This is a genomic window from Protofrankia coriariae (assembly GCF_001017755.1).
Classification (GTDB): Bacteria; Actinomycetota; Actinomycetes; order Frankiales; family Frankiaceae; genus Protofrankia; species Protofrankia coriariae.
In genome coordinates this window covers 1-18,879 of record NZ_JWIO01000008.1, presented here as the reverse complement: position 1 = coordinate 18,879, position 18,879 = coordinate 1, and the positions used below count along the sequence as shown (strand labels likewise).

Sequence of the window (18,879 nt, the reverse complement as noted above, 5' to 3'; positions counted from 1 at the left end):
GCGGCAGGCCGCTGTCGCCGGCCGCCGGGTACAGCTGCTTGAGGATGCCCTCGCCGAGGCCGAGGAGCCAGGCGAGCCCGACGGTGCCGTGGCGTCGAACGCCGAGGACTTGCAGGCGCTCGCGGCCGAGGCCGCGCAGCTGCGCAGACAGCTCGCCGAGGCCGAGGAGCGCTCCGCGAAGTTCTCCTCCCGGCTGGCGATGGCACGTACCGAGGCCGAGGACGCCCAGCGCCAGGTCGCGACCCTGACGACCAGGCTTGATCGCCATCAGGCCGAGTGGGCCGCCGAGAAGGTCCGGCTGCTCGCCCAGATGGGTGGTCGTGAGCAGCCCCCGGCCGCATCCGAACACCCACGCACCGCCCACGTCGAACTGGATCTTCCGGATCCCGGCCACACCGACTCTGCCCCCAGGGCTGCCGGGCTGCCGGACGTGCCGGTTGCCCGTGAGCCGGCCGCCTCTGAGCCGACTGCATCTGAGCCGGCTGTACCTGAGCCGACTGCCGGTGGGGGCGCCGTGGCGGCAAGCCACCCGGACACCGGTGTTGTCGGCGGGCGGACCGCTCGCGCGGAGAAGGACCGCAGCGACGCCGATCCCCGTGACGTCTGGGATGCCCGCGAGGCCCGCGAGGCCCGCGAAGGCCAGCCCTCCGCACTTCCCGATGGCCGTGGCCCCAGCGGTCGGCGAAGCCGCGATCATGTTTTTTTCGCGCTGCCGGCGGAGGAGGAGCCCGAGTTCCTCGAGGAGGATCCGGCTGTTGCCGCGGCCGTGCCGGTGCTCACCGCCCGGCCGGTCCCAGGCGCCCAGCCGGACCGTCGTTCCCCAGCTGCGGCGCACGCGGGCACGGCACCTGTGGGCTCAGCATCCGGGGCCTCAGCATCCGGAGCCTCAGCGCCTGCCGGCTCGGTGCCACCGGGCGTGTCGCACGCTTCGGGTGGTTCCCCCACCGCCTCCTCGGGTGCTTCTCCCGCCGCGTTGCCGGGCTCGGTGGCGCTGGCCGGGCTGACGTCGTTCTCCGGCTCCGGCTCCGCTGGCTCCGGTAGATCCGGTGGCTCCGCTTCCCTTCCGCCGCCCGCCGCGATGCAGGGTGCCCGTCAGGACAACCTCAAGGAGATCGTCGGGATCGGCCCGGTCGTCGAGGCAAGGCTGCACGCGCTCGGTATCGTCAGCTTCCGTCAGCTCGCCGATCTCAACGAGGACGGGGTCAGCTGGCTCGGCAGCGTCCTGGAGGGTTTCGGCGACCGGATCGTCTCGGACGACTGGGTAGGCCAGGCCAGTTCCCTCCACGAACGCCACCATCGCGGCCTGGTCTAGCCCGCCAGCCCACAGGTAACGGCCCAGGCAGCACAGCCACCAGCTGCGGCTACCCGGGCCGGGCATTAATCCGGACGAGTTTGTCGTCATGTACGGTTTCCGGCCCCGTCGGCGTGCGCAACGACAAGCTCGCGCCGATCTTCGTCAGCAGGCCTCCAGGCGGGCATGGGCCACAGGCGTGGGCTGGCAGCGGAGCAGGCCCGATCGGAGCATCCGGTCATCCTGTCGTCCAGCGGTACGGGCCGATCAGGATGTTGCTGTCCGTTATTGGATGCCCGACCGCCGCCGGGGTACGGCAGGGATGTCCACGGGCTGTCCGTGGCATCGTGCGAAGCTGTCCCGGATGCGGCGGGCGGCCGATNCGGGCGGCCGATTCCGGCACGCTCGCGCCGCCGCTGGCCGGCGGCGACGCCGATCGGCCGGGCATGTTGGTCATGAATATGGCTACGAGCCGGTTCCGGGCGCCGGTCGCCGATTTTTCTGATCAGTATCAGAATTGATATCGAATAATTTCTGGCAGTTCTGGCAATCCGTTCTCGTGGACGCCGCCCAGGCCGGGGCCGAACAGCACCGTGGGTGTCGCTCCGTGGGCCAGAGAATGATCCGGTTTCTTTCAGGGTGCGCAGGCTCGCATGTCAGCCGGTATCGACCGCGTATGCGGCACGGTGGCGGCCCGTTCGTGACGGTTCCGGCATCCGGCCGCGCGGCCAGCGGGCCAGCATATTTCTCACCGGTTACAACCGCGTCCCGTGAACATCGGACGGGCCGCGGTCGCCGAGGTATTCACGGATGTGGGGCGGCGCTGGTGCCAGTTCTGCCGCGGAATGATTTCCAGGACTGTCCGGCCGACCGGTGGAGCATCCTCTCCGGTCCGCAACCGCCTGGCTGGCGGGGGCTGTTCCGGGTGTTTTCCCGACCGGTCGACGGCTGACCGGCCGTTTTCCCGCGCGGTGGCAGGTCAGCCAGGTAGTGGATGCGGAGAGTAACAGCCGTTCGGCTGGGCATGTGATCGTTTTCCGCTGTCGTTGGGCTGCCCATGGCCCGATGTGGGTGGGCTGCAACGGCCATGCGAATATTGTCGCCAGGCGCACACATCACCAGCTGAAGGCGATGCGATCTTGCTATCGCGCCGCCGGAGGTCGGGAGGGGAACAGCTGAAGGCAGTGCGATCTTGATTTTCGTACGGCTGGCGGCCGGGGCACGGTGTCAACCGCCTGATTAGGCGTGATCTTCTTTCTACGTTTCGTAGTATTTGTCCGGGTGGCGGCGCTCTGAACGCATAACCAGGGGGGATCGGTCTTCCGTGGCGGTACGTGGTGACTGGATGGACGCCACCTCACTCATCGAGGGTGAAGTGCGCGAACTCGTCCGGCGCCATTCCCTCGACCCGGTTGAGGAACCCACCCGCATACGCCAGCTCGTCGAGGACGTCCTCAGCGAATATGAGGAACGCGCGCTCACCAGCGATCTGCCGCCGATTGTCGACCGCGCCACCACCGCCCGGCTCGTCCACGACGCGGTCGCCGGATTCGGGGCGTTGCAGCGCCACCTCGACGACCCGTCCGTGGAAGAAATCTGGATCAACGAGCCCGGCCGGGTGTTCATCGCCCGCAACGGGCGCAGCGAGCTGACCACGACGATCCTGACCGCCGACGGCGTCGCGGACCTCGTCGAACGGATGCTGAAGAGCTCCGGGCGACGGGTGGACCTCTCCACCCCCTTCGTGGACGCCATGCTGCCGGACGGCTCGCGCCTGCACGTGGTCATCCCCGACGTCACCCGGGCCCACTGGTCGGTCAACATCCGCAAGTTCGTCCTGTCCGCGGCCAGCCTGGACGAGCTGGTCGCCCTGTCCACGATCACCGCGCCGGCCGCGGCCTTCCTGGAGGCCGCCGTCGCGTCCGGGCTGAACATCATCGTCGCCGGTGGGACGCAGGCCGGGAAGACGACGATGCTCAACTGCCTGGGCTCGGCGATCCCCGGGCGGGAGCGGGTCATCTCCTGCGAGGAGGTCTTCGAGCTCAAGCTGCGGGCGCCGGACTGGGTCGCGATGCAGACCCGCCAGGCCAACCTGGAGGGCACCGGGGAGATCCGGCTGCGACGGCTGGTCAAGGAGGCGCTGCGGATGCGCCCGGACCGGATCATCGTCGGCGAGGTCCGGCAGGAGGAAGCCCTCGACCTGCTCATCGCGCTCAACTCGGGCCTGCCCGGCATGTGCAGCCTGCACGCGAACTCGGCCCGCGAGGCGGTCACCAAACTGTGCACCCTGCCGCTGCTCGCCGGGGAGAACGTCAGCCACGCCTTCGTGGTGCCGACGGTCGCCGCGAGCGTCGATCTTGTCGTCCACCTGTCCAAGGACGCCCATGGGCGCCGGCGCGTCACCGAGATCGTCGCGCTGCCCGGGCGTACCGAGGGGGACGTCATCGAGATCGCCCAGATCTACCGGACGCGCGGCAGCACCCTGGTGCGCGCCGAGGGCTACCCTCCGCACGCCGAACGGTTCGCCCAGGCCGGCTACGACCTGCCCGGGCTGCTCGCCGCGTCCGACCATGATCGTGACTATGACCACAGTCACAGCCACAGCCACAGCCACAGCTACGGCCACGGCCACGGCCACGTCGAGCGGGCCGCGCTGCCCGAGCGGGCCTCGCTGGGCGAACGGCCCTGGCTCGAGATCCGAGGGGGAGAGGGCTGATGGGTATCTTCCTCGGCCTGCTCTTCGGGCTCGGCCTGTTCCTCATCGTCACCAGCGGCCGCCCTCGCGTCCGGCGTGATCCCGGCACCGCCAAATGGCGGGTGCGGACCAAGGAGCTTCTCGCGCAGGCGGGCATCCCGGGGGTCAGCCCCGACCAGTTCCTCATGATCAGTACTGGGGTCGGGCTGCTGGTCGGCCTGCTCGTCCTCGCCTTCACCGCCACCTGGTCGCTGGCCGGGGCATTCTTCGTGTTCGCCGCCCTGCTGCCGCGGGCGCTGGTGGTACGGCGCCGGCGCACCCGCATGCACGACCTGCGCGAACTGTGGCCGGACGTGGTGGACAACCTGGCCAGCGCCGTACGGGCGGGGATGTCCCTGCCGGAGGGGCTCGCGTCGGTGGGGGTGCGCGGCCCGGTCCCGCTGCGTCCCGCGTTCACCCGCTTCGGTGAGGACTACCGGGCGACCGGCTCCTTCTCGGCGAGCCTGGACCGGCTCGCCGACGACCTTGCCGACCCGATCGCCGACCGGATCATCGAGTCGCTGCGGATGGCGCGGGAGGTCGGCGGCACCGACCTCGGCCGGCTGCTGCGGACGCTGTCGACCTTCCTGCGGGAGGACGCGCGCACCCGCGCCGAACTGGAGACCCGGCAGAGCTGGACGGTCAACGCAGCCCGGCTCGCGCTCGGGGCACCGTGGGTCGTCCTGTTGATGCTGGCGACCCGGGGGGAGACCGTGCGCGCCTACGACAGCCCGACCGGCGTCGCCGTGCTCGTGACCGGCGGCGTCGTGTCGGCACTGGCATACATGATCATGAAATGGATCGGACGGCTGCCCGAGGAAGGTCGGGTGCTACGCCCATGAGAACCCAGCAGGGTGCGGGCGAACGCTCCGCCGTCGGCGGCTGCCGCCCTCGCGAGCGCCGTCCCGACACGAGACGCCGTCCCGACGAGCGCCCGACGGGTTCGCAGCCGATGAGCGTTTTCCCGGGTCCGCGTTCTGCCGGCGCCACCCCGGTGAGCCCGGGTTTCGCAGGCATCCCCGTTGGGAGCCCGCGGTGAGCCCGGCGGCGACCGGTGCCCTGATCGGCCTGCTCACCGGGCTCGGGCTGCTCATCATCATCCGGCGCTCGCCGGTCGTCCGGCGGATTCGGCTCGCCGACCGGATGGATCCCTACCTGCGCGACGCCCCGGCGCAGTCCCGGCTGCTCGCCGACCGTCCGCGAACCACGATGTCGTCCCGTAGCGGTCTGGAGGAGCTGCTACGGCCTTTCGTGCGGGACGCGGCCGGGCGGCTCGACCGCTTCCTCGGTGGGCGCGCCGCCCTGCTCCGGCGCCTGACCCAGGCGGGCGGGCGAACCTCTGTCGAGGAGTTCCGGGTCCAGCAGGTGATCTGTTCCGCGGCCGGCGCGCTTGTCGGCGCGTTCCTGCTGCTCGTGCGAGCGCTCACCGGCGTCGGACCGCCGCCGATCGTCGGTGTTGCCATGGTCGTCGCCGGGGTCGCGGGCGGGATCGTCGCCCGCGACTGGTGGCTGACACGCGCGATCCGGGAACGCGAGGAACGGATACTGATCGAGTTCCCGACCGTGGCCGAACTGCTCGCGCTCGCGGTGACCGCGGGGGAGAGCCCGGTCGGCGCGCTGGAACGGGTCAGCCGGCTCTCCCACGGGGAACTCGGCCGTGAGCTGCGGCTGGCTCTCGCGGACGCCCGCGCCGGGGCCACGCTCGTCCAGGCCCTCGAGGGCATGGCCACCCGGACGACGGTGCCGTCGCTGGCCCGGTTCGTCGACGGCATGGCCGTGGCCATCGAACGCGGCACGCCTCTGGCGGAGGTGCTGCGGGCACAGGCGGTCGACGTCCGGGAGGCGGGCAAACGCCAGTTGCTGGAGGCCGGCGGCCGTAAGGAGATCGCGATGATGGTGCCGGTGGTGTTCTTCGTCCTGCCGACCACCGTGATCTTCGCTTTCTACCCGGCGTTGGTCAGCCTTTCCTTCAACGCCCAGTGATGACGGCCGGTGATTTTCTGGAAATTTTCTCGCTGTCCGACGACCAGGTGAGTATCCGAAGAGCCCGAAGGACCCGAAGAGTCCGGAAGAATGTGAAGGAGTTGTTGGCCGTGCGGGTGTTCGCGATGTTCGTGAGCCGCTGGGTGCTGGAGCGGGAGAGCCTCTCCCGGGCCGGGGGAGGCCTGCTCGTGGCGGAGGCCGGACAGGCCGGCCGCGGCCGCCGGNNNNCAGGCCGGCCGCGGCCGCCGGGACCGCCGGGACCGCGGGGACGTGCCCGGCTGGGTCATGGTCACCGTCATGACGGCAGCCCTGGTCGTCGCCCTGATGGCGGTCGCTGTGCCCCAGCTGCGGGATGTCTTCACCAATGCGATCGACTCCGTGGTCGGCAACGGCTGACCGCGCCGGGTTCCGCGCGGCGGTGCGCGGCCAACGGTCACGGCCAACGCAGACAGCCATCCCGTCCGGGCGTCTCACCCGGAGGCGCGCAATCGCCGCCGTGGTCCCGGTCCCGGAACGCCTGTTTCTGACGTGGGGCTGCCTGCTCCCGGCCCGAGAGCGTCTGTTCTCGGCGCGAGAGCATCAGCCTGTTCCGGCACGCCCGGAACCAGGCGGGCGCAAGCCCGCTCTGCCTTCGACACCGCTTCCGGCAAAGGTGTCGCCCCCGGCGCGGGATCATCCGCCTGTTTCGGCCTGCCCGGAATCGGATGGGCGCGGGCCCACCGGATTCCCGGCGTGGCTGCGCGCCTGGGCGTCAGCGCCGCGACCGGCGTCCGAACGCGGTTCGGCGGTCGTCGAGTTCGTGCTGGTCGGGACGTTGCTGCTCTTCCTGTTCCTCGGGGTCGTCCAGGTCGGTGTGGTGCTGCACATCCGCAACACCCTGGCCGCGGACGCGGCCGAGGGCGCCCGGCACGCGGCGAACCTGAACATGCCCGAGGCCTCCGGCGGCCCCTATGCGGAGCAGCTGATCGCGTCGTCCATCCCTGGCCGGGCTGATACCACCTGCACCAGTGCCGCCACGACCGGCGAGTCCGGTGTGCCCCTGGTCGAGGTGCGCTGCCAGGTCGCCGTCCCGCTGACGGTCCTGCCAGGAGGCGCGAAGACAACGCTCACGGTCGTCGGCCACGCGGTCAAGGAGACCCCTTGAACATGCCCCTACGGCTTCGGTCCCGCTCGAGCCCCGAGTGTGACCAGACGCGGACGCGGGAGCAGGTACCAGAGCCAGGTCGGCGACGCTGGCCGCGCCCGCACCGCGCATGGCATCCGCACCGCGCGTGGCATCCACATCGTGGATGGCGCCGATGCTGTGAGCGGGGCCAGCAGGGCGGGCAGCGCCGACGGCGTCGGCGCGACGACAGCGGCACCGCTCTGATCGAGTTCGTCGGCCTGTCGGTCCTGCTGCTCATCCCGTTCGTCTATTTCTTCCTCAGCGTGTTCGCCGTCCAGCGGGCCGCGTTCGCGGTGACCCAGGCCGCCCGGGCCGCCGGCCGGGCGTACGCGACCGCGGACAGCGAGGCGCAGGCCGTCACCCGCGCCCGGGTCGCAGCCGAGACGGCCTTCGCCGACCAGGGCCTCGACGGCGCGCCCGAACTGCGTTTCGCGCCCGAGGGGGCCGACTGCGGCGCCGGCAACCCCGGCGACGGCGCCGCATCGCTGGCCCCCGGCTCCCGCTTCGCCGTGTGCGTCCGCTCCGCCGTCGCCCTGCCCGGAACAGCCCGGTTGTTCACCGGCCTCGCCGACATCACAGTCAACGGAAAATTCGTAGTCGTAGTGGACGCCTACCGCCGAGACCGCACACAAATGCCTGTGACGTAAGGATCCCGCCCACTCACTGGATTACACGGGATCATGTGCTCTTATGACGTCACACGGACTTTCTGGCATTTTCTGCCCGCCGGATCTTTCCGACGCGCAGCGTGGCGACTGGCCGCCTCGATGTGGCAGGGGTCGCCGCGCGCCCATGCGTGTGGCGGCGACTGGTCGGTGGCAGCAGGGCTTTCCTTGATCGACTAGTTCGTGCGATCCAGGCGCGCGTGGAATGCCGATCATCGAGGCGTGGTATATCGGCGAGATCGTACCCAGGGTGGAGCATGTTCGTAAGCGGACCGTGTCTCCGGGCGTTGTGGATCATCATGAAATCCGCCGGTCTGTGGGCGCCGCCCGTTATGAGCGGCGGCTTGCCGGGCTGTGCTGCCTCGGAGGCGTCTCCTGTTCGTGCGTCGGCTGTGCGGCCAGCCGGTTATGGTGCTGACGCGACGGTGGATGGCGCGGCGACGGAGGGCATGATCACACTGGACCTGTCGGGGTGTTCTCCCGTATACCGATCTTCCGCATACACGTTGCGCTGTGGAGCTGGACAGGATGATCGGTACGTCCATTTCGGTGCGGCGGAGGGCCGCGGTTGCCCACATCCGTGCGTCTACTGCCGGCGGTGACGCGTGAACACCCCCACGTTGACGACAGATCGGCTGGTACTTCGGCCGATTCGCCGTGATGATCTTGATGCGTCCACTGCCATCTGGGCCGATGCCGAGTTCGGGCGGTATGTCGGTACCCACGATCGGCACAGTATGTGGCACAACCTGGCGGCGAACATCGGTGCGTGGGAGCTGGAGGGGGCCGGCTCGTGGTCGGTGGTGGAACGGGCCACCGGCGCGCTGGTGGGCCGGGCGGGGCTGTGGTACGAGCCGGGATGGCCCGGGATCGAGCTGGTGTGGTTCATCGGCCGGCCCTGGTGGGGGCGCGGGTACGCGCCCGAGGCGGCCCGCGCGTCCGGCACCTGGGCGTTCGCGAACCACGACGTGAACCGGCTTGTGGCCATCCCCCACCGGGACAACCAGCAGTCCATTCGCGTCGCTGAGAAGCTGGGCATGACGTTCGAGCGCTACGAGACTCTGCACGAGACCGACAGCGCCATCTACACGATCACCCGAGTCGAATGGGCAGCCCGTACCCGTACCGGTGACTGATCGCAGGGAGGCTTTCGGGACCCTCTGGGCGGGACTGGCAACGGTATTTCGACCTGTGGCGATCTCATGATTCTGATAATCGAAAAAGGAGTTCCGAACAAACCGCTGTGCTGTCCCGGGAATGCGGGTGGCCGGGCGGATTCTGATCCTGTGGGGCACCACGACCAGGTCCGGGTCTGTCAGGAGACGATCAGGTTGCTGTCGCCGGACTTGGTCGACGCGGCTCTGAGCGGGATGTTCTCCGCAGGCTCGGCCCGGGCCGCGTCGGTCGGCGAGCAGCGTGGTCGGTGTGCTCGTGGCTGGTGAACGCGCGGACGCGGGGCGGTTCGCGAAGCGTTTCCAGGATGCCGCCGGGCGGTCCGGGTTCGAGCTGGACGCCGCGCAGGTGCGGGTCGCCGGCCGGCTCGCCCAGCTCGGCGCCGAGGTGTCACGGTGGCGGAGCCCGTTCGGCCGGCAGCCGCGCGGAGTCTACCTCTGGGGTCCGGTCGGCCGGGGCAAGAGCTGGCTGATGAACGTGTTCTACGAGACCGTGCCGACGGACAAGAAACACCGGGTACATTTCCACGACTTCTTCCGCCAGTTCCACGCGGCCTTTTCCCGGCACCGGCAGAAACGTCGGGCGGTGGACTTCGCGGTCGAGGAGCTCCTCGCCGACTGCCGTCTGCTGTGTTTCGACGAGTTTCACGTCCACGACGCCGGCGACGCCATGTTGATCAGCCGGCTGTTCGCGTCGCTGTTCGAGAAGCAGATCACTCTGCTGGCCACGTCCAACTATCCGCCGGGTGGTCTGCTGCCGAATCCGATCTATCATCATCTTTTCGTTCCCATGATCGAGAATATTGAGCGAACGATGGACGTGGTCGAGCTTGCCGGTCCACGGGACTATCGCGGCCGGTCCTGGTCGGGCGAGCCCCGGTCACGGTTCGAGACCGGTGTCTACGTGTGGCCTGGCACGGACGCCCAGCTCCGTGACGCCGGCCTGACGGCCCCGGCCGAGGCGGAAATCACCGCGCTCGACGTGGGCAACCGGCGGATCCGGGCCCTGGCGGCCCGTGGCGACCTCGTCTGGTTCGATTTCTTCGACGTGTGCGACACAGCCAGATCCGCAACGGACTATCTGGCTCTCACCGGCCGCTTCACAACCTGGGTGATTGCCGGGCTGCCTCGTCTCGCGGAGGTCGGCCAGGACGCCCGGCAGCGATTCGCCAATATTGTCGACATTCTCTGTGACAGGGACGTGCGGCTGTTCCTCGTCGCGGCCGTACCGCTGGCGGATGTGCTCCGCGGTGACGACCTCCCGCCCGACATCGGACGGATCGCCAGTCGACTCTCCCTGCTATCCATGATTTTGCCGAGGGAAGCGCCGGGCCGGCCATGAAAGAAGACCAGCCGGCAGGTGGCGACTCGGGCGACCTGGCGGCTGTCCAAGCCGAACTGTAGGTGGAAAGCGTTGTTGCGATGACGGTTTCCACCTACAGGTGTGGAAGCCGTAGGTGGAAACTGTCATCGCAACAACCGTTTTCACCTACGGTTCCGTTGCGAGGGCAGGAGTCGGCCGATGAACGCCTACCGTGGGAGCTGGCAGCTGACAGCGGGTGGCCAGCGGACGGTGGGCCGGCGGACGTGGTGAGGCCCTGAAGGGACCACCTTGACCGCTTCGGGAGGCTGGAGGCCTACGCTCACCTGTGAGCTGTGTGCGGCGGACCGGACGCGGAAAATCGCGGACGTCGCGGGCCCCGATGGGCAGCCCGCGACCCCGGCGGCGCCCGGATACTGACCGAGGGGATGCGGATGCGCGCTGACCTGCTTGGACGTTCCATGCGCCGGGGGTCGGAAGTCCGTCACAGCCGGGACGAGGGGTCGATTCTGGTTCTTACGCTCGGCTATGTTCTTGCCGCGTTGATGTTGGCGATCGTGGTGACCGACGTGTCCGCGGTGTACCTGGCCAGGCGTTCGCTCGCTTCCGCCGCGGACGGCGCGGCGCTCGCCGCGGCCCAGAGCATCGACGAGACAGCGATCTACACCGCGACGGGGGATCTTCAGCGGCTGCCGTTGGCGGAGGTGGCCGCGACCGTCGCGCAGTACCAGAGCGACGCCGACCCGTCCGGGCGTATGGCGTTGACCGCGCAACTGGTGGATCCGGCGACGGTCCGGGTGACCGGTACCCGCACGGTGACCCTGCCGGTGGTGGCGATCCTGGGGATCGGTCCGCTGACCATCACGGCGAGCGCGGACGCCCAGTCACTCGTCCGCCCACCCGCCCCCTGAAACATCGGCCGACGGGCAGGCGTGGGATCTGGTCTGTCCGGATGTGATCCGGAACGGGAGTTTCATGTGTTCAGGACCTGGAAGATGGTGACGGCCCGCCTGCCCGTCTGGACGTCCCGTATCGTGACCGTCCACGTACCGAGTGGATCGCCGGTTTCGTAGCTCCAGCGGCCGGTTTTCCGTCCGTTACGGTCCGCCCGGCCGAGCGGGTTGTAGGCGCCTGGTTTGGCGATGTTCCGGTCGACGCCGTCCGGGCCGGTGACCAGGGTTTCCACGATGCCTGACGGGCTTGCGCCCGAGGTCAGGAACAACACCGGCTGGCGCAGGGTGCAGGCGGACACCGCGCAGTCACGGTCGACACGTACCTGTAGGGAATGGGACGCAGCCGGCACCTGGCCGACGACGGCAGGCCGGCTGCCACGGTCGCTGCCGGAGCCGATGACGCCCGCGGCCCACAGCCCGCCGCCGGCGGCCACACCGCAGGTGAGGACGACAGCGGCCACGGCCCCCGTGCGGCGCCGACGACGGCGCACGGGGTCGGCCACGGCGTCCCTGCGTTCAGGAGCCTTCCGCTCGTCCCCCCGCTGTTCGTCATCCTGCTGTTCGTCGTCCTTCCAGCTGGGGGCCTTCCACATCGGAGGATCGGAGAGCAGGAGATCAGGAGATATCGGCGGGCCCGGGGGCGGCAGGGCCCGCACCCGCTCCGCCACGTCCGCGGCGGACGGTCGGTGTTCCGGATCCCGCTCCAGGCAGGCTCTGACGAGTTCCGCCCACAGCGTTGGGATCGCCGAGGCCAGGTGGAGATCCACCAGACCGGCTCCGTAGGCACGTACCGTTTCGGCCCTGGCGGACGCCGTCGCCCCGGGGAAAGGATGGACACCGTCGGTGAGGACCTGGTGGGCGATCACGCCGAAGGCCCAGATGTCCTGGCTGGTCCGCACCGGGGTGCCGGACGGCGTGAGCCGCTCGTTCCACCATTCCGGCGGCACGTGCTCCTATGATCCGGCGCGTGGCGGGGTGTACGCGTGCGTCCCGTCGAGTTCGCTGCTCAGGCCGAAGTCGGCGATACGGGCGTCACCGTCGGTATCGATGAGTATGTTGCCCGGTTTGAGATCCGCGTGCACCCAGCCGGACCCGTGGATGTTGCGCAGGGCTTCCGCGACCCCCAGCAGGATTCCGCGTGGCTCCGCCCGGCGGACGACGTGGGTCGATTCACGGGCCGCGTCGTCCGGGCTGTCGGTGCCGTCGGCGTCCGTGTCGGCAGTGGCCTCGGCCGCTGTGCCTGTTGTGTCCGCCGCGCTCGCTGTGCCGCCCGGTGCCGGCCGGCTGGCCGCGGTCGACCAGCGGTCGGCCAGCGATCCCGCCGCCCGCTCCATGACCAGGCAGACCGCGCCGTCCAGGTGCGGATCATTCGAGCGTAAGGTGATGATCCGGAAGGGCAGCCCGGTGGCTCTGCTCACAGCAGCGCACCGACGGCGGGACGATCGCCTGTCACCCGATCGACACGCCTGCGCGGCGGCAGCAGCGCGAGATGTTCCGGGCCGACGAGGCCGAACCGCAGGGCCACCGCGACGAGGGTGTCCCGCTTGGCGGTGTCGCGGCCGGCGCCTGGCTGCTCGAACGGGTGGGTGCACAGCTTGTGACAGGCCAGATAGTCGATGTGGTAGGTGATCGCGGTCGAGGTCAGTGGGGGCCGTCGCGGGTCGAGGGCGAGCCGTTCGACGATCTGGGCGGTGGTGGGTACCGCCGCGCTGGTCGCGTCCCGCAGCCGTGGTTCGCACAGGGCGACGAGCACCTGGAAGTACCGGGAGGTCTCGTCCAGATGGAAGGCGTTCGTGGTCAGCTCTCCGGGCAGGTCGTGTTCCCCGGTGCCGGCGGCGGTGACGACGAACGCCTGCTCGGGCGCGAACACGGTGATACCCCAACCACCGGCGCAGGTCGGAACAGTGATCCGCGCCAGCTCGAACGGGATGGGCGCGGCCCGTCTACGGGGTGGGATCCGGATGTGTTCGCCGCCGCCTTCGATGTTGTCGACCACGTAGGAGCTCGTGTTGCTGAAATTGGTCAGCGTCCAGTGGTCGACGACCGCCGTGATTTCTCCGGCGAGTCGCGATATGCCCGGATGAGAAAGTACGAGGTCCACGTTGGTCCCGGGAGCGCCACGGCCGAAGGTGAGCACCTGGCCGGCGGCGAGGTGGTGGAGCTGGCCCTCGCCATCGGCGTCCGATGGCCCTGCGGATGGCTGAACGACCAGGTGGCTCACGCCGTCCTCCCGGAAGAACCGACTGCTCGGTAGCTCGGCTGCTTTCCGGCACCATAAGGCGACCGTGGTCTTGTGGGTACGCTCTGTAAAGTTCCTGACGCCTCTGGGCTTGGCTCCGGGCTTGGACAGACCTCTGCCGGTCCGCGGCACGGGCCACGGACCGGCAGGGCAGGTGAGCGCGTCAGCAGGCGTTCGCCCACAGGCGTTCACCTGTCTGTGCGACGATGCCAGGTCGTTCCAACCGGCATGCTCCTCCAGCGCCACGGCCGTCACGAGACCCGGACTTCGAAGGTCGCGACCGTGTCCGGTCCGCCCTTCCCGCATGCCCGCCGTGACCACCCACCCGGAGTGCCACTTTCGATCTTCATGGCTTTCCGGGCGCAACGGTGCATGAATCCAACACGCCGGAGCCCTGACGGCCGGATGCCACGGAAAGCGGGCACGTCCGACTCGGAGGGAAGTCGCCGAAAAAGGACCAGGACAGCTGGCACCTCGTCGGCGGCCTACCCACGTCACGCTTCGGCAGGTCGCCCTTCGGGTTGGCGAAACCCGATTCCAGCCTGCCGGGGCAGACTATTGAAGCCCTTGTGATCTGCTGGCCAGCAATCTAACCGAGATCCACTCCTACAACATGACAGGGTCACACCCTCGGCCGCCGGTGTTAGACATTCAGACATGACGACAACCGTCCGAGAACACGGAAAAGCGTCCACCATGACCCCCGTCCGAAAGGGTAACAGAATGCGCAGAAAGCTCATCCCGGCGCTGATCGCGCCATTGGCCTGCGTCACCGTCCTGATCGCACCAGCCGCTGAGGCGAGCGCCGCGACGTGGCACAACACCGGCCAGAGCTTCTACTGGTTCGAGAGCTGTGACGCCGCCGGCAAGGCCGGCGTCAACACCGGCCGGTGGGAGTCCTACTTCTGCAACGGCAGTTCGGCACCGTGGGCCGACTACGACCTGTGGGTCTGGTACTGAGGTAGATCCGGTAACAGTCAAAGAGGCTCGCATACAGGGTGTGCTGATCCGGTCTGGTGTGCTGATCCGGTCTGACATCAGACCGGATCAGCACACCCTGTCGATGACTCCCATATTACTCGATCCGCCACGCGTCTCACCGCGTCGGAAGTGAAGAACGATCCCGCAGTCCCACACCGTGGTCAAAAACGAAATTATTTTCCGGCAGCTCCCTGCGACCGGTATGACGACGTGCACCCGACAGCGCTGTCGGTGCGTGCCAGCGTCACCGGTGCCGGTATCGGCACCAGCGCCGGCATCGGCGCCATGGCGGATGTGGTGGGGGCGACGCTGCTTTGGATCCGGGACCGCTTCAGAACCAGGGGGACGTGGTGGCGACCAGGTCGTCCATGTCGTGGCCGGTGCGTCTGCTGGCGAGCGCGGAGATGTCGTGCACGAGCCGGGCGACCCATTCCGCGGGCCGTTGCAGGGAGAGGGTCACCGCCCGCGAGGCATGGTGCCTGGCCTCGTAGGGGTCCGGACGCTCGCGGCTGAGCGCGGCCCGAGCCCGCGCCATGTACACCGCGATCACCATCCCGGTCTGCCCGCTATTGGTGATCAGTTCGGACGCCCGTTCCAGGTGGGGCCCGGCGTCCTCGGCGACGCCGACGGTGGTCAACGCCTCGGCGGAGGCGAGCGCGAGGTCGGCGGGGGAGTAGGTGTCGAGCGCGAATCCCGGACGTCCGTGCGCGGAGCTGTCCAGCAACTCCATGATCTTCCAGGCATGGGCCACCGAGCGCTGGACCCCGGCGACGTCCCCGACCGCGGCGTACGAGCTGGCCGAGACCTTGCCGGCGACCAGGGCCCGAGCCGGGCTCGTGCCGGCGATACGGCCCGCGGCATCGGCGATCTGCAGCGCCACCGCCGGGTTGTGCTGGCGTACCACCCGGGCGCGGACGGTCAGCGCGCGGCCGGCGAGTGGTCCGTCGCCGGCGGCCCGGGCCACCGTCGCGGCCCGGTCGGCCAGTGACACGGCATGACTGTGGCGGCCCTGGTCGTAGACGGCTCCCGCCATGGTGGTGGTCACGGCCGCGTGCAGCCGCATCCAGTCCAGCGCGACCGACCCCCGCAGCCGCCGCGTGCGCGGCACGGTGCGCATGACCTCTTCCAGGCTTGTCAGGCCGGCGACGATGTCGGTCAGATCGGAGGTCTCGTAGCTGTCCAGCGCCTGCCCCAGGGCCTGTGCGCAGGCCTCGTGCAGATCGCTGGTGTTTGCCTGGTCGGTCATGACGACAACGGGGGCCACAGCGGCTGTGAGTACCCGTCGTCGGTCGGCAGGCTCAGGCATGTCGGCGTCCTTCGGGTGCGTGCGGTCGTATTGCCGTGGTTCTCTTTCCACCCGAAGGGTGACAGGGCGGCGCGAGGCTCCCCGCGCTCACTGGCGCCGATACCGGCAAGCCGTGGAAGGGCACTCGCAACGTCACCACTTCCAGACCGAAGAGGCCACTCGTTACCAAAGATAGCGTTTCAGAACGCCTGCCGCTTCCGTGCCGGGATGTGGCGGTGTGTTGTACGTCTCTCGCGAGAGTCTCTGGAGAGAGATTACGCCGCCGGGCCGGTCGCGGCAGAGTACAGGGTCTGCCGGAGCGAATTACCAGGCTGTAACGTCGTCTCTTTTGCGTAACATTGTTTCCGTATTATTGCGGCCCGCGCGCCGATGTTTCCGCCGGATGACGCCGCCTCGGCCGTGGTGGGCCGACAGACGCGGCCGGTGCGGTTTCGCGGCTGGCCATGCTGGGCTGGCCATGCCTCCCATGTTCCTCCCGTGCGCTCTCAGGCGCCCGCTTTCCCCGGGGCCCATCCACGGCCCGCGGCAAGTGGGCGCGGGATGCGCAGGCGGATACGGGAGGCGCGGGGTACAGGAGGCGCGGGTACAGGAGGCACGGGTACGGGAGGCATCCGGTACCCCGGTCGGGACGAGTGTCCCGCGACCCGCGGGCGCATGGGCGGGAACCCGGACGGGGAACCCGGCCAGCACCACGGGCATCGCCCGCGGTGCACGTTACGCCGGCGCACGACCCGTCCCGCGGTTTCCGCCGGCCGAGTTCCCGGATTCTGTCGGGCAGCCCCGTCCGGCGGACGCCTGCTGCCGGCGCTTTCCGCTCGGCGGTCCGTCGGGCTGGCCGGGCGCCGGTCGGGCACGTCCCATGCCGCCGATGGCCATCGGTGAGCCGTGATCCGTACCAGGTGGGAAGAGCGGGAAGGGAGAGCCAAGATCTGTACGGGTGAGGGCGGGTGCGGCCGACGGTAAGGTGGGTCTCATGGCCGCCGACATCACCGAGGAGATCAAGGCTCTCGACGCGACGCTTGCCGGCATCGAAGCAGTTCTTGATCTCGATACTCTTCGGCGTCGCGCAGCCGATCTGGAACGCGAAGCGGCCGACCCGCAGCTGTGGAGCGATCAGGACCGCGCTCAGGCCGTGACCAGGCGGTTGTCGTCGGTGCGTGGGGACATCTCGCGGGTCGAGGCACTGCGCAGGCGTCTCGACGACGTCATCGCCGCCCTCGATCTGGGGGATGACGACCTGCTCGCCGAGGCCGCGAACGACCTGCCCACGCTCGCCCGCGACATCTCCGCGCTCGAGGTCCGCACCCTGCTCTCCGGCGAGTACGACGAGCGTGACGCGATCGTCCAGCTCTCGGCCGGCGCCGGCGGCGTGGACGCCGCCGACTGGACCGCGATGCTGCTGCGCATGTACCTGCGCTGGGCTGAACGGCACGGATACGCCACTGAGGTGTTCGACACCTCCGAGGCGGAGGAGGCGGGCCTGAAGTCCGCCACGTTCCAGATCAAGGCACCCTACGCCTACGGGACGCTGCGCAGCGAGCACGGCGTCCACCGGCTCGTGCGGATCAGCCCCTTCGACAACCAGAACAGGCGGCAGACCTCGTTCGCCGGGGTCGAGGTGACGCCCGTGGTCGAGCAGTCCGACCATGTCGAGATCGACGACAGGGAACTGCGGATCGACATCTTCCGGTCGTCCGGGCCGGGCGGGCAGGGTGTCAACACCACCGACTCCGCGGTGCGGATCACCCATCTGCCCACCAACATCGTGGTGACCTGCCAGAACGAACGCAGCCAGCTGCAGAACAAGGCCGCGGCCATGATAGTGCTCCAGGCGAAGCTGCTCGAACGCAGGCGGGCCGAGGAGGCCGCCGAGAAGCAGCGGCTGACCGGCGGCCCGCAGGACGTCTCCTTCGGCTCCCAGATCCGCAACTACGTTCTGCACCCGTACCAGATGGTGAAGGACCTGCGGACCGAGGTCGAGACGTCCGGTACCGCGGCGGTGCTCGACGGCGACATCGACGAGTTCATCGACGCGGAGATCCGCTGGCGGCGGACCACCGAGCAGCAGGGATAGCCACCGGCCGGTATTTTGTCCGTCTGTCCGCCCGAGACCGACGTGAGCCGGACCTGGCTCGGGAAGGGCCGCGTCCTGACGTGTGGCGCCGGTACGCGTCCCTGCCATGTGCTGGATATACCCGGATATACATGGCCTGTGTGTGGCCCCGAGGCGGGCGTGACCGTCCGGTTATTGTGCCGGAGTGCATCCCGATCCGGTTGATGACCGTTGGTGACCGCTGACAGGCGATTGCCTGTTGCGGTGCACGTGGTCTGGCACGGTGGCAGTCTCCTCGGTGAGCATCTTGCCGACGTCGCCTTCAAGTTCCTGTGCGCCGATCAGTGGCGTCCGCGGGTACGGGGTCTCGGCGTGCCGGTCCGTTTCTGGACGTCCGCACCGAATCCGCGGCCGCCCGGACGGGACGATCCGCCGCCGGCCGTCGATCTCGAACGGGCCGAACGCAACATCGTGGTGCTGCTTGTCGACGCGTGGCTGATGAGCGGAGGGTGGAACGAGTACGTCACCGAGCTCGTCGACATGACATCGACGTCATCTCGTCACTGGCTGTTGCCGGTGCTGCTCACCCGGAAGGTCGACCGGACCTCGTCGATTTCGGACGTGAACTGCCTCAGGCTCTACGAGACAACTCGTGAGCTGCGAGACCAGGTGTTCGTGAACAAGATCCTGCACCGGCTCTTCCGGCATGTCACCGACGACGATTCTCCGCTCACCGTGCTGCTCAGCCACGCGTCGACGGACGGTCGGGGCGTGGCGCTGGCCGTGCGCAAGTACCTGCACGAGTGCACGGACGTCGGTGACTTTCTCGACGTGCACAGCATCGCCGCCGGCGAACGGCTTGTCGAGGCGATAGACCGGGCGATTTCCGCGTCGGCGTTCCTGGCGATCGTGACGGACTCCTACAGCTCCCGGGGATGGTGCCGGCACGAGGTCATCAGAGCCAAACGTGAACTCGGTCCGATCGTCCTGCTGGCAATGCCGCTAAGATAAGAACG

Annotated in this window: 13 protein-coding genes and 1 pseudogene; 11 read left to right on the top strand and 3 right to left on the bottom strand. The window is 69.0% G+C overall.

Annotation, left to right across the window (positions count from 1 at the left end; all coding sequences use genetic code 11):
• Positions 1 to 2,636: 2,636 nt before the first annotated feature.
• The 8 genes from FrCorBMG51_RS07020 to FrCorBMG51_RS06985 all read left to right on the top strand — a co-directional run bounded on the left by FrCorBMG51_RS07020 (position 2,637) and on the right by FrCorBMG51_RS06985 (position 11,242).
• Entirely contained in the window at positions 2,637 to 4,007 is a 1,371-nt protein-coding gene (locus tag FrCorBMG51_RS07020) for a TadA family conjugal transfer-associated ATPase (protein WP_047222356.1), read from the top strand.
• A complete protein-coding gene (locus FrCorBMG51_RS07015; protein ID WP_047222294.1) occupies positions 4,007 to 4,867 on the top strand; it encodes a type II secretion system F family protein in 861 nt (286 codons plus the stop codon). The genes FrCorBMG51_RS07020 and FrCorBMG51_RS07015 overlap by 1 nt, the downstream gene beginning before the upstream one ends.
• 193 nt (positions 4,868 to 5,060) lie before the next feature.
• Positions 5,061 to 6,008, top strand: coding sequence for a type II secretion system F family protein (locus FrCorBMG51_RS07010; RefSeq protein WP_047222293.1), 948 nt, complete (start codon positions 5,061 to 5,063; stop codon positions 6,006 to 6,008).
• A 736-nt stretch (positions 6,009 to 6,744) separates the two neighbouring features.
• Positions 6,745 to 7,152, top strand: a complete 408-nt coding sequence (locus FrCorBMG51_RS07005; protein WP_076843357.1) for a TadE/TadG family type IV pilus assembly protein — start codon at positions 6,745 to 6,747, stop codon at positions 7,150 to 7,152.
• Between the two features lie 2 nt (positions 7,153 to 7,154).
• Entirely contained in the window at positions 7,155 to 7,820 is a 666-nt protein-coding gene (locus FrCorBMG51_RS07000) for a hypothetical protein (protein WP_338052702.1), read from the top strand.
• Between the two features lie 623 nt (positions 7,821 to 8,443).
• The gene (locus FrCorBMG51_RS06995) at positions 8,444 to 8,974 is read left to right on the top strand and encodes a GNAT family N-acetyltransferase (RefSeq protein WP_047222291.1); all 531 of its coding nucleotides are present in this window, start codon (positions 8,444 to 8,446) and stop codon (positions 8,972 to 8,974) included.
• A gap of 289 nt (positions 8,975 to 9,263) precedes the next feature.
• On the top strand, positions 9,264 to 10,352 hold the full coding sequence (zapE, locus tag FrCorBMG51_RS06990) for a cell division protein ZapE (protein ID WP_235433387.1): 1,089 nt from the start codon (positions 9,264 to 9,266) through the stop codon (positions 10,350 to 10,352).
• 413 nt (positions 10,353 to 10,765) lie between these two features.
• Complete coding sequence (locus tag FrCorBMG51_RS06985; protein ID WP_047222353.1) at positions 10,766 to 11,242, top strand: pilus assembly protein TadG-related protein; 477 nt, start codon at positions 10,766 to 10,768, stop codon at positions 11,240 to 11,242.
• A 62-nt stretch (positions 11,243 to 11,304) separates the two neighbouring features.
• On the opposite strand, the pseudogene FrCorBMG51_RS24825 reads toward FrCorBMG51_RS06985, so the two are convergent.
• Both FrCorBMG51_RS24825 and FrCorBMG51_RS06975 read right to left on the bottom strand, forming a co-directional pair.
• Positions 11,305 to 12,618, bottom strand: a pseudogene (locus tag FrCorBMG51_RS24825) (serine/threonine-protein kinase).
• Positions 12,619 to 12,698: 80 nt separating this feature from the next.
• Complete coding sequence (locus tag FrCorBMG51_RS06975) at positions 12,699 to 13,505, bottom strand: FHA domain-containing protein (RefSeq protein ID WP_047222290.1); 807 nt, start codon at positions 13,503 to 13,505, stop codon at positions 12,699 to 12,701.
• 741 nt (positions 13,506 to 14,246) lie between these two features.
• Between FrCorBMG51_RS06975 and FrCorBMG51_RS06970 the strand changes: the two genes are divergently transcribed.
• Entirely contained in the window at positions 14,247 to 14,483 is a 237-nt protein-coding gene (locus FrCorBMG51_RS06970; protein WP_047222289.1) for a hypothetical protein, read from the top strand.
• Between the two features lie 352 nt (positions 14,484 to 14,835).
• Here FrCorBMG51_RS06970 and FrCorBMG51_RS06965 read toward each other — a convergent pair whose 3' ends face one another.
• Positions 14,836 to 15,810, bottom strand: coding sequence for a hypothetical protein (locus FrCorBMG51_RS06965; protein ID WP_047222288.1), 975 nt, complete (start codon positions 15,808 to 15,810; stop codon positions 14,836 to 14,838).
• A gap of 973 nt (positions 15,811 to 16,783) precedes the next feature.
• Between FrCorBMG51_RS06965 and prfB the strand changes: the two genes are divergently transcribed.
• Positions 16,784 to 17,884: a peptide chain release factor 2 gene (prfB, locus tag FrCorBMG51_RS06960; protein WP_047222352.1), complete on the top strand. Its 1,101-nt coding sequence runs from the start codon at positions 16,784 to 16,786 to the stop codon at positions 17,882 to 17,884.
• A 249-nt stretch (positions 17,885 to 18,133) separates the two neighbouring features.
• The gene (locus tag FrCorBMG51_RS06955; protein ID WP_235433386.1) at positions 18,134 to 18,874 is read left to right on the top strand and encodes a toll/interleukin-1 receptor domain-containing protein; all 741 of its coding nucleotides are present in this window, start codon (positions 18,134 to 18,136) and stop codon (positions 18,872 to 18,874) included.
• The last annotated feature ends 5 nt before the right edge of the window (positions 18,875 to 18,879 follow it).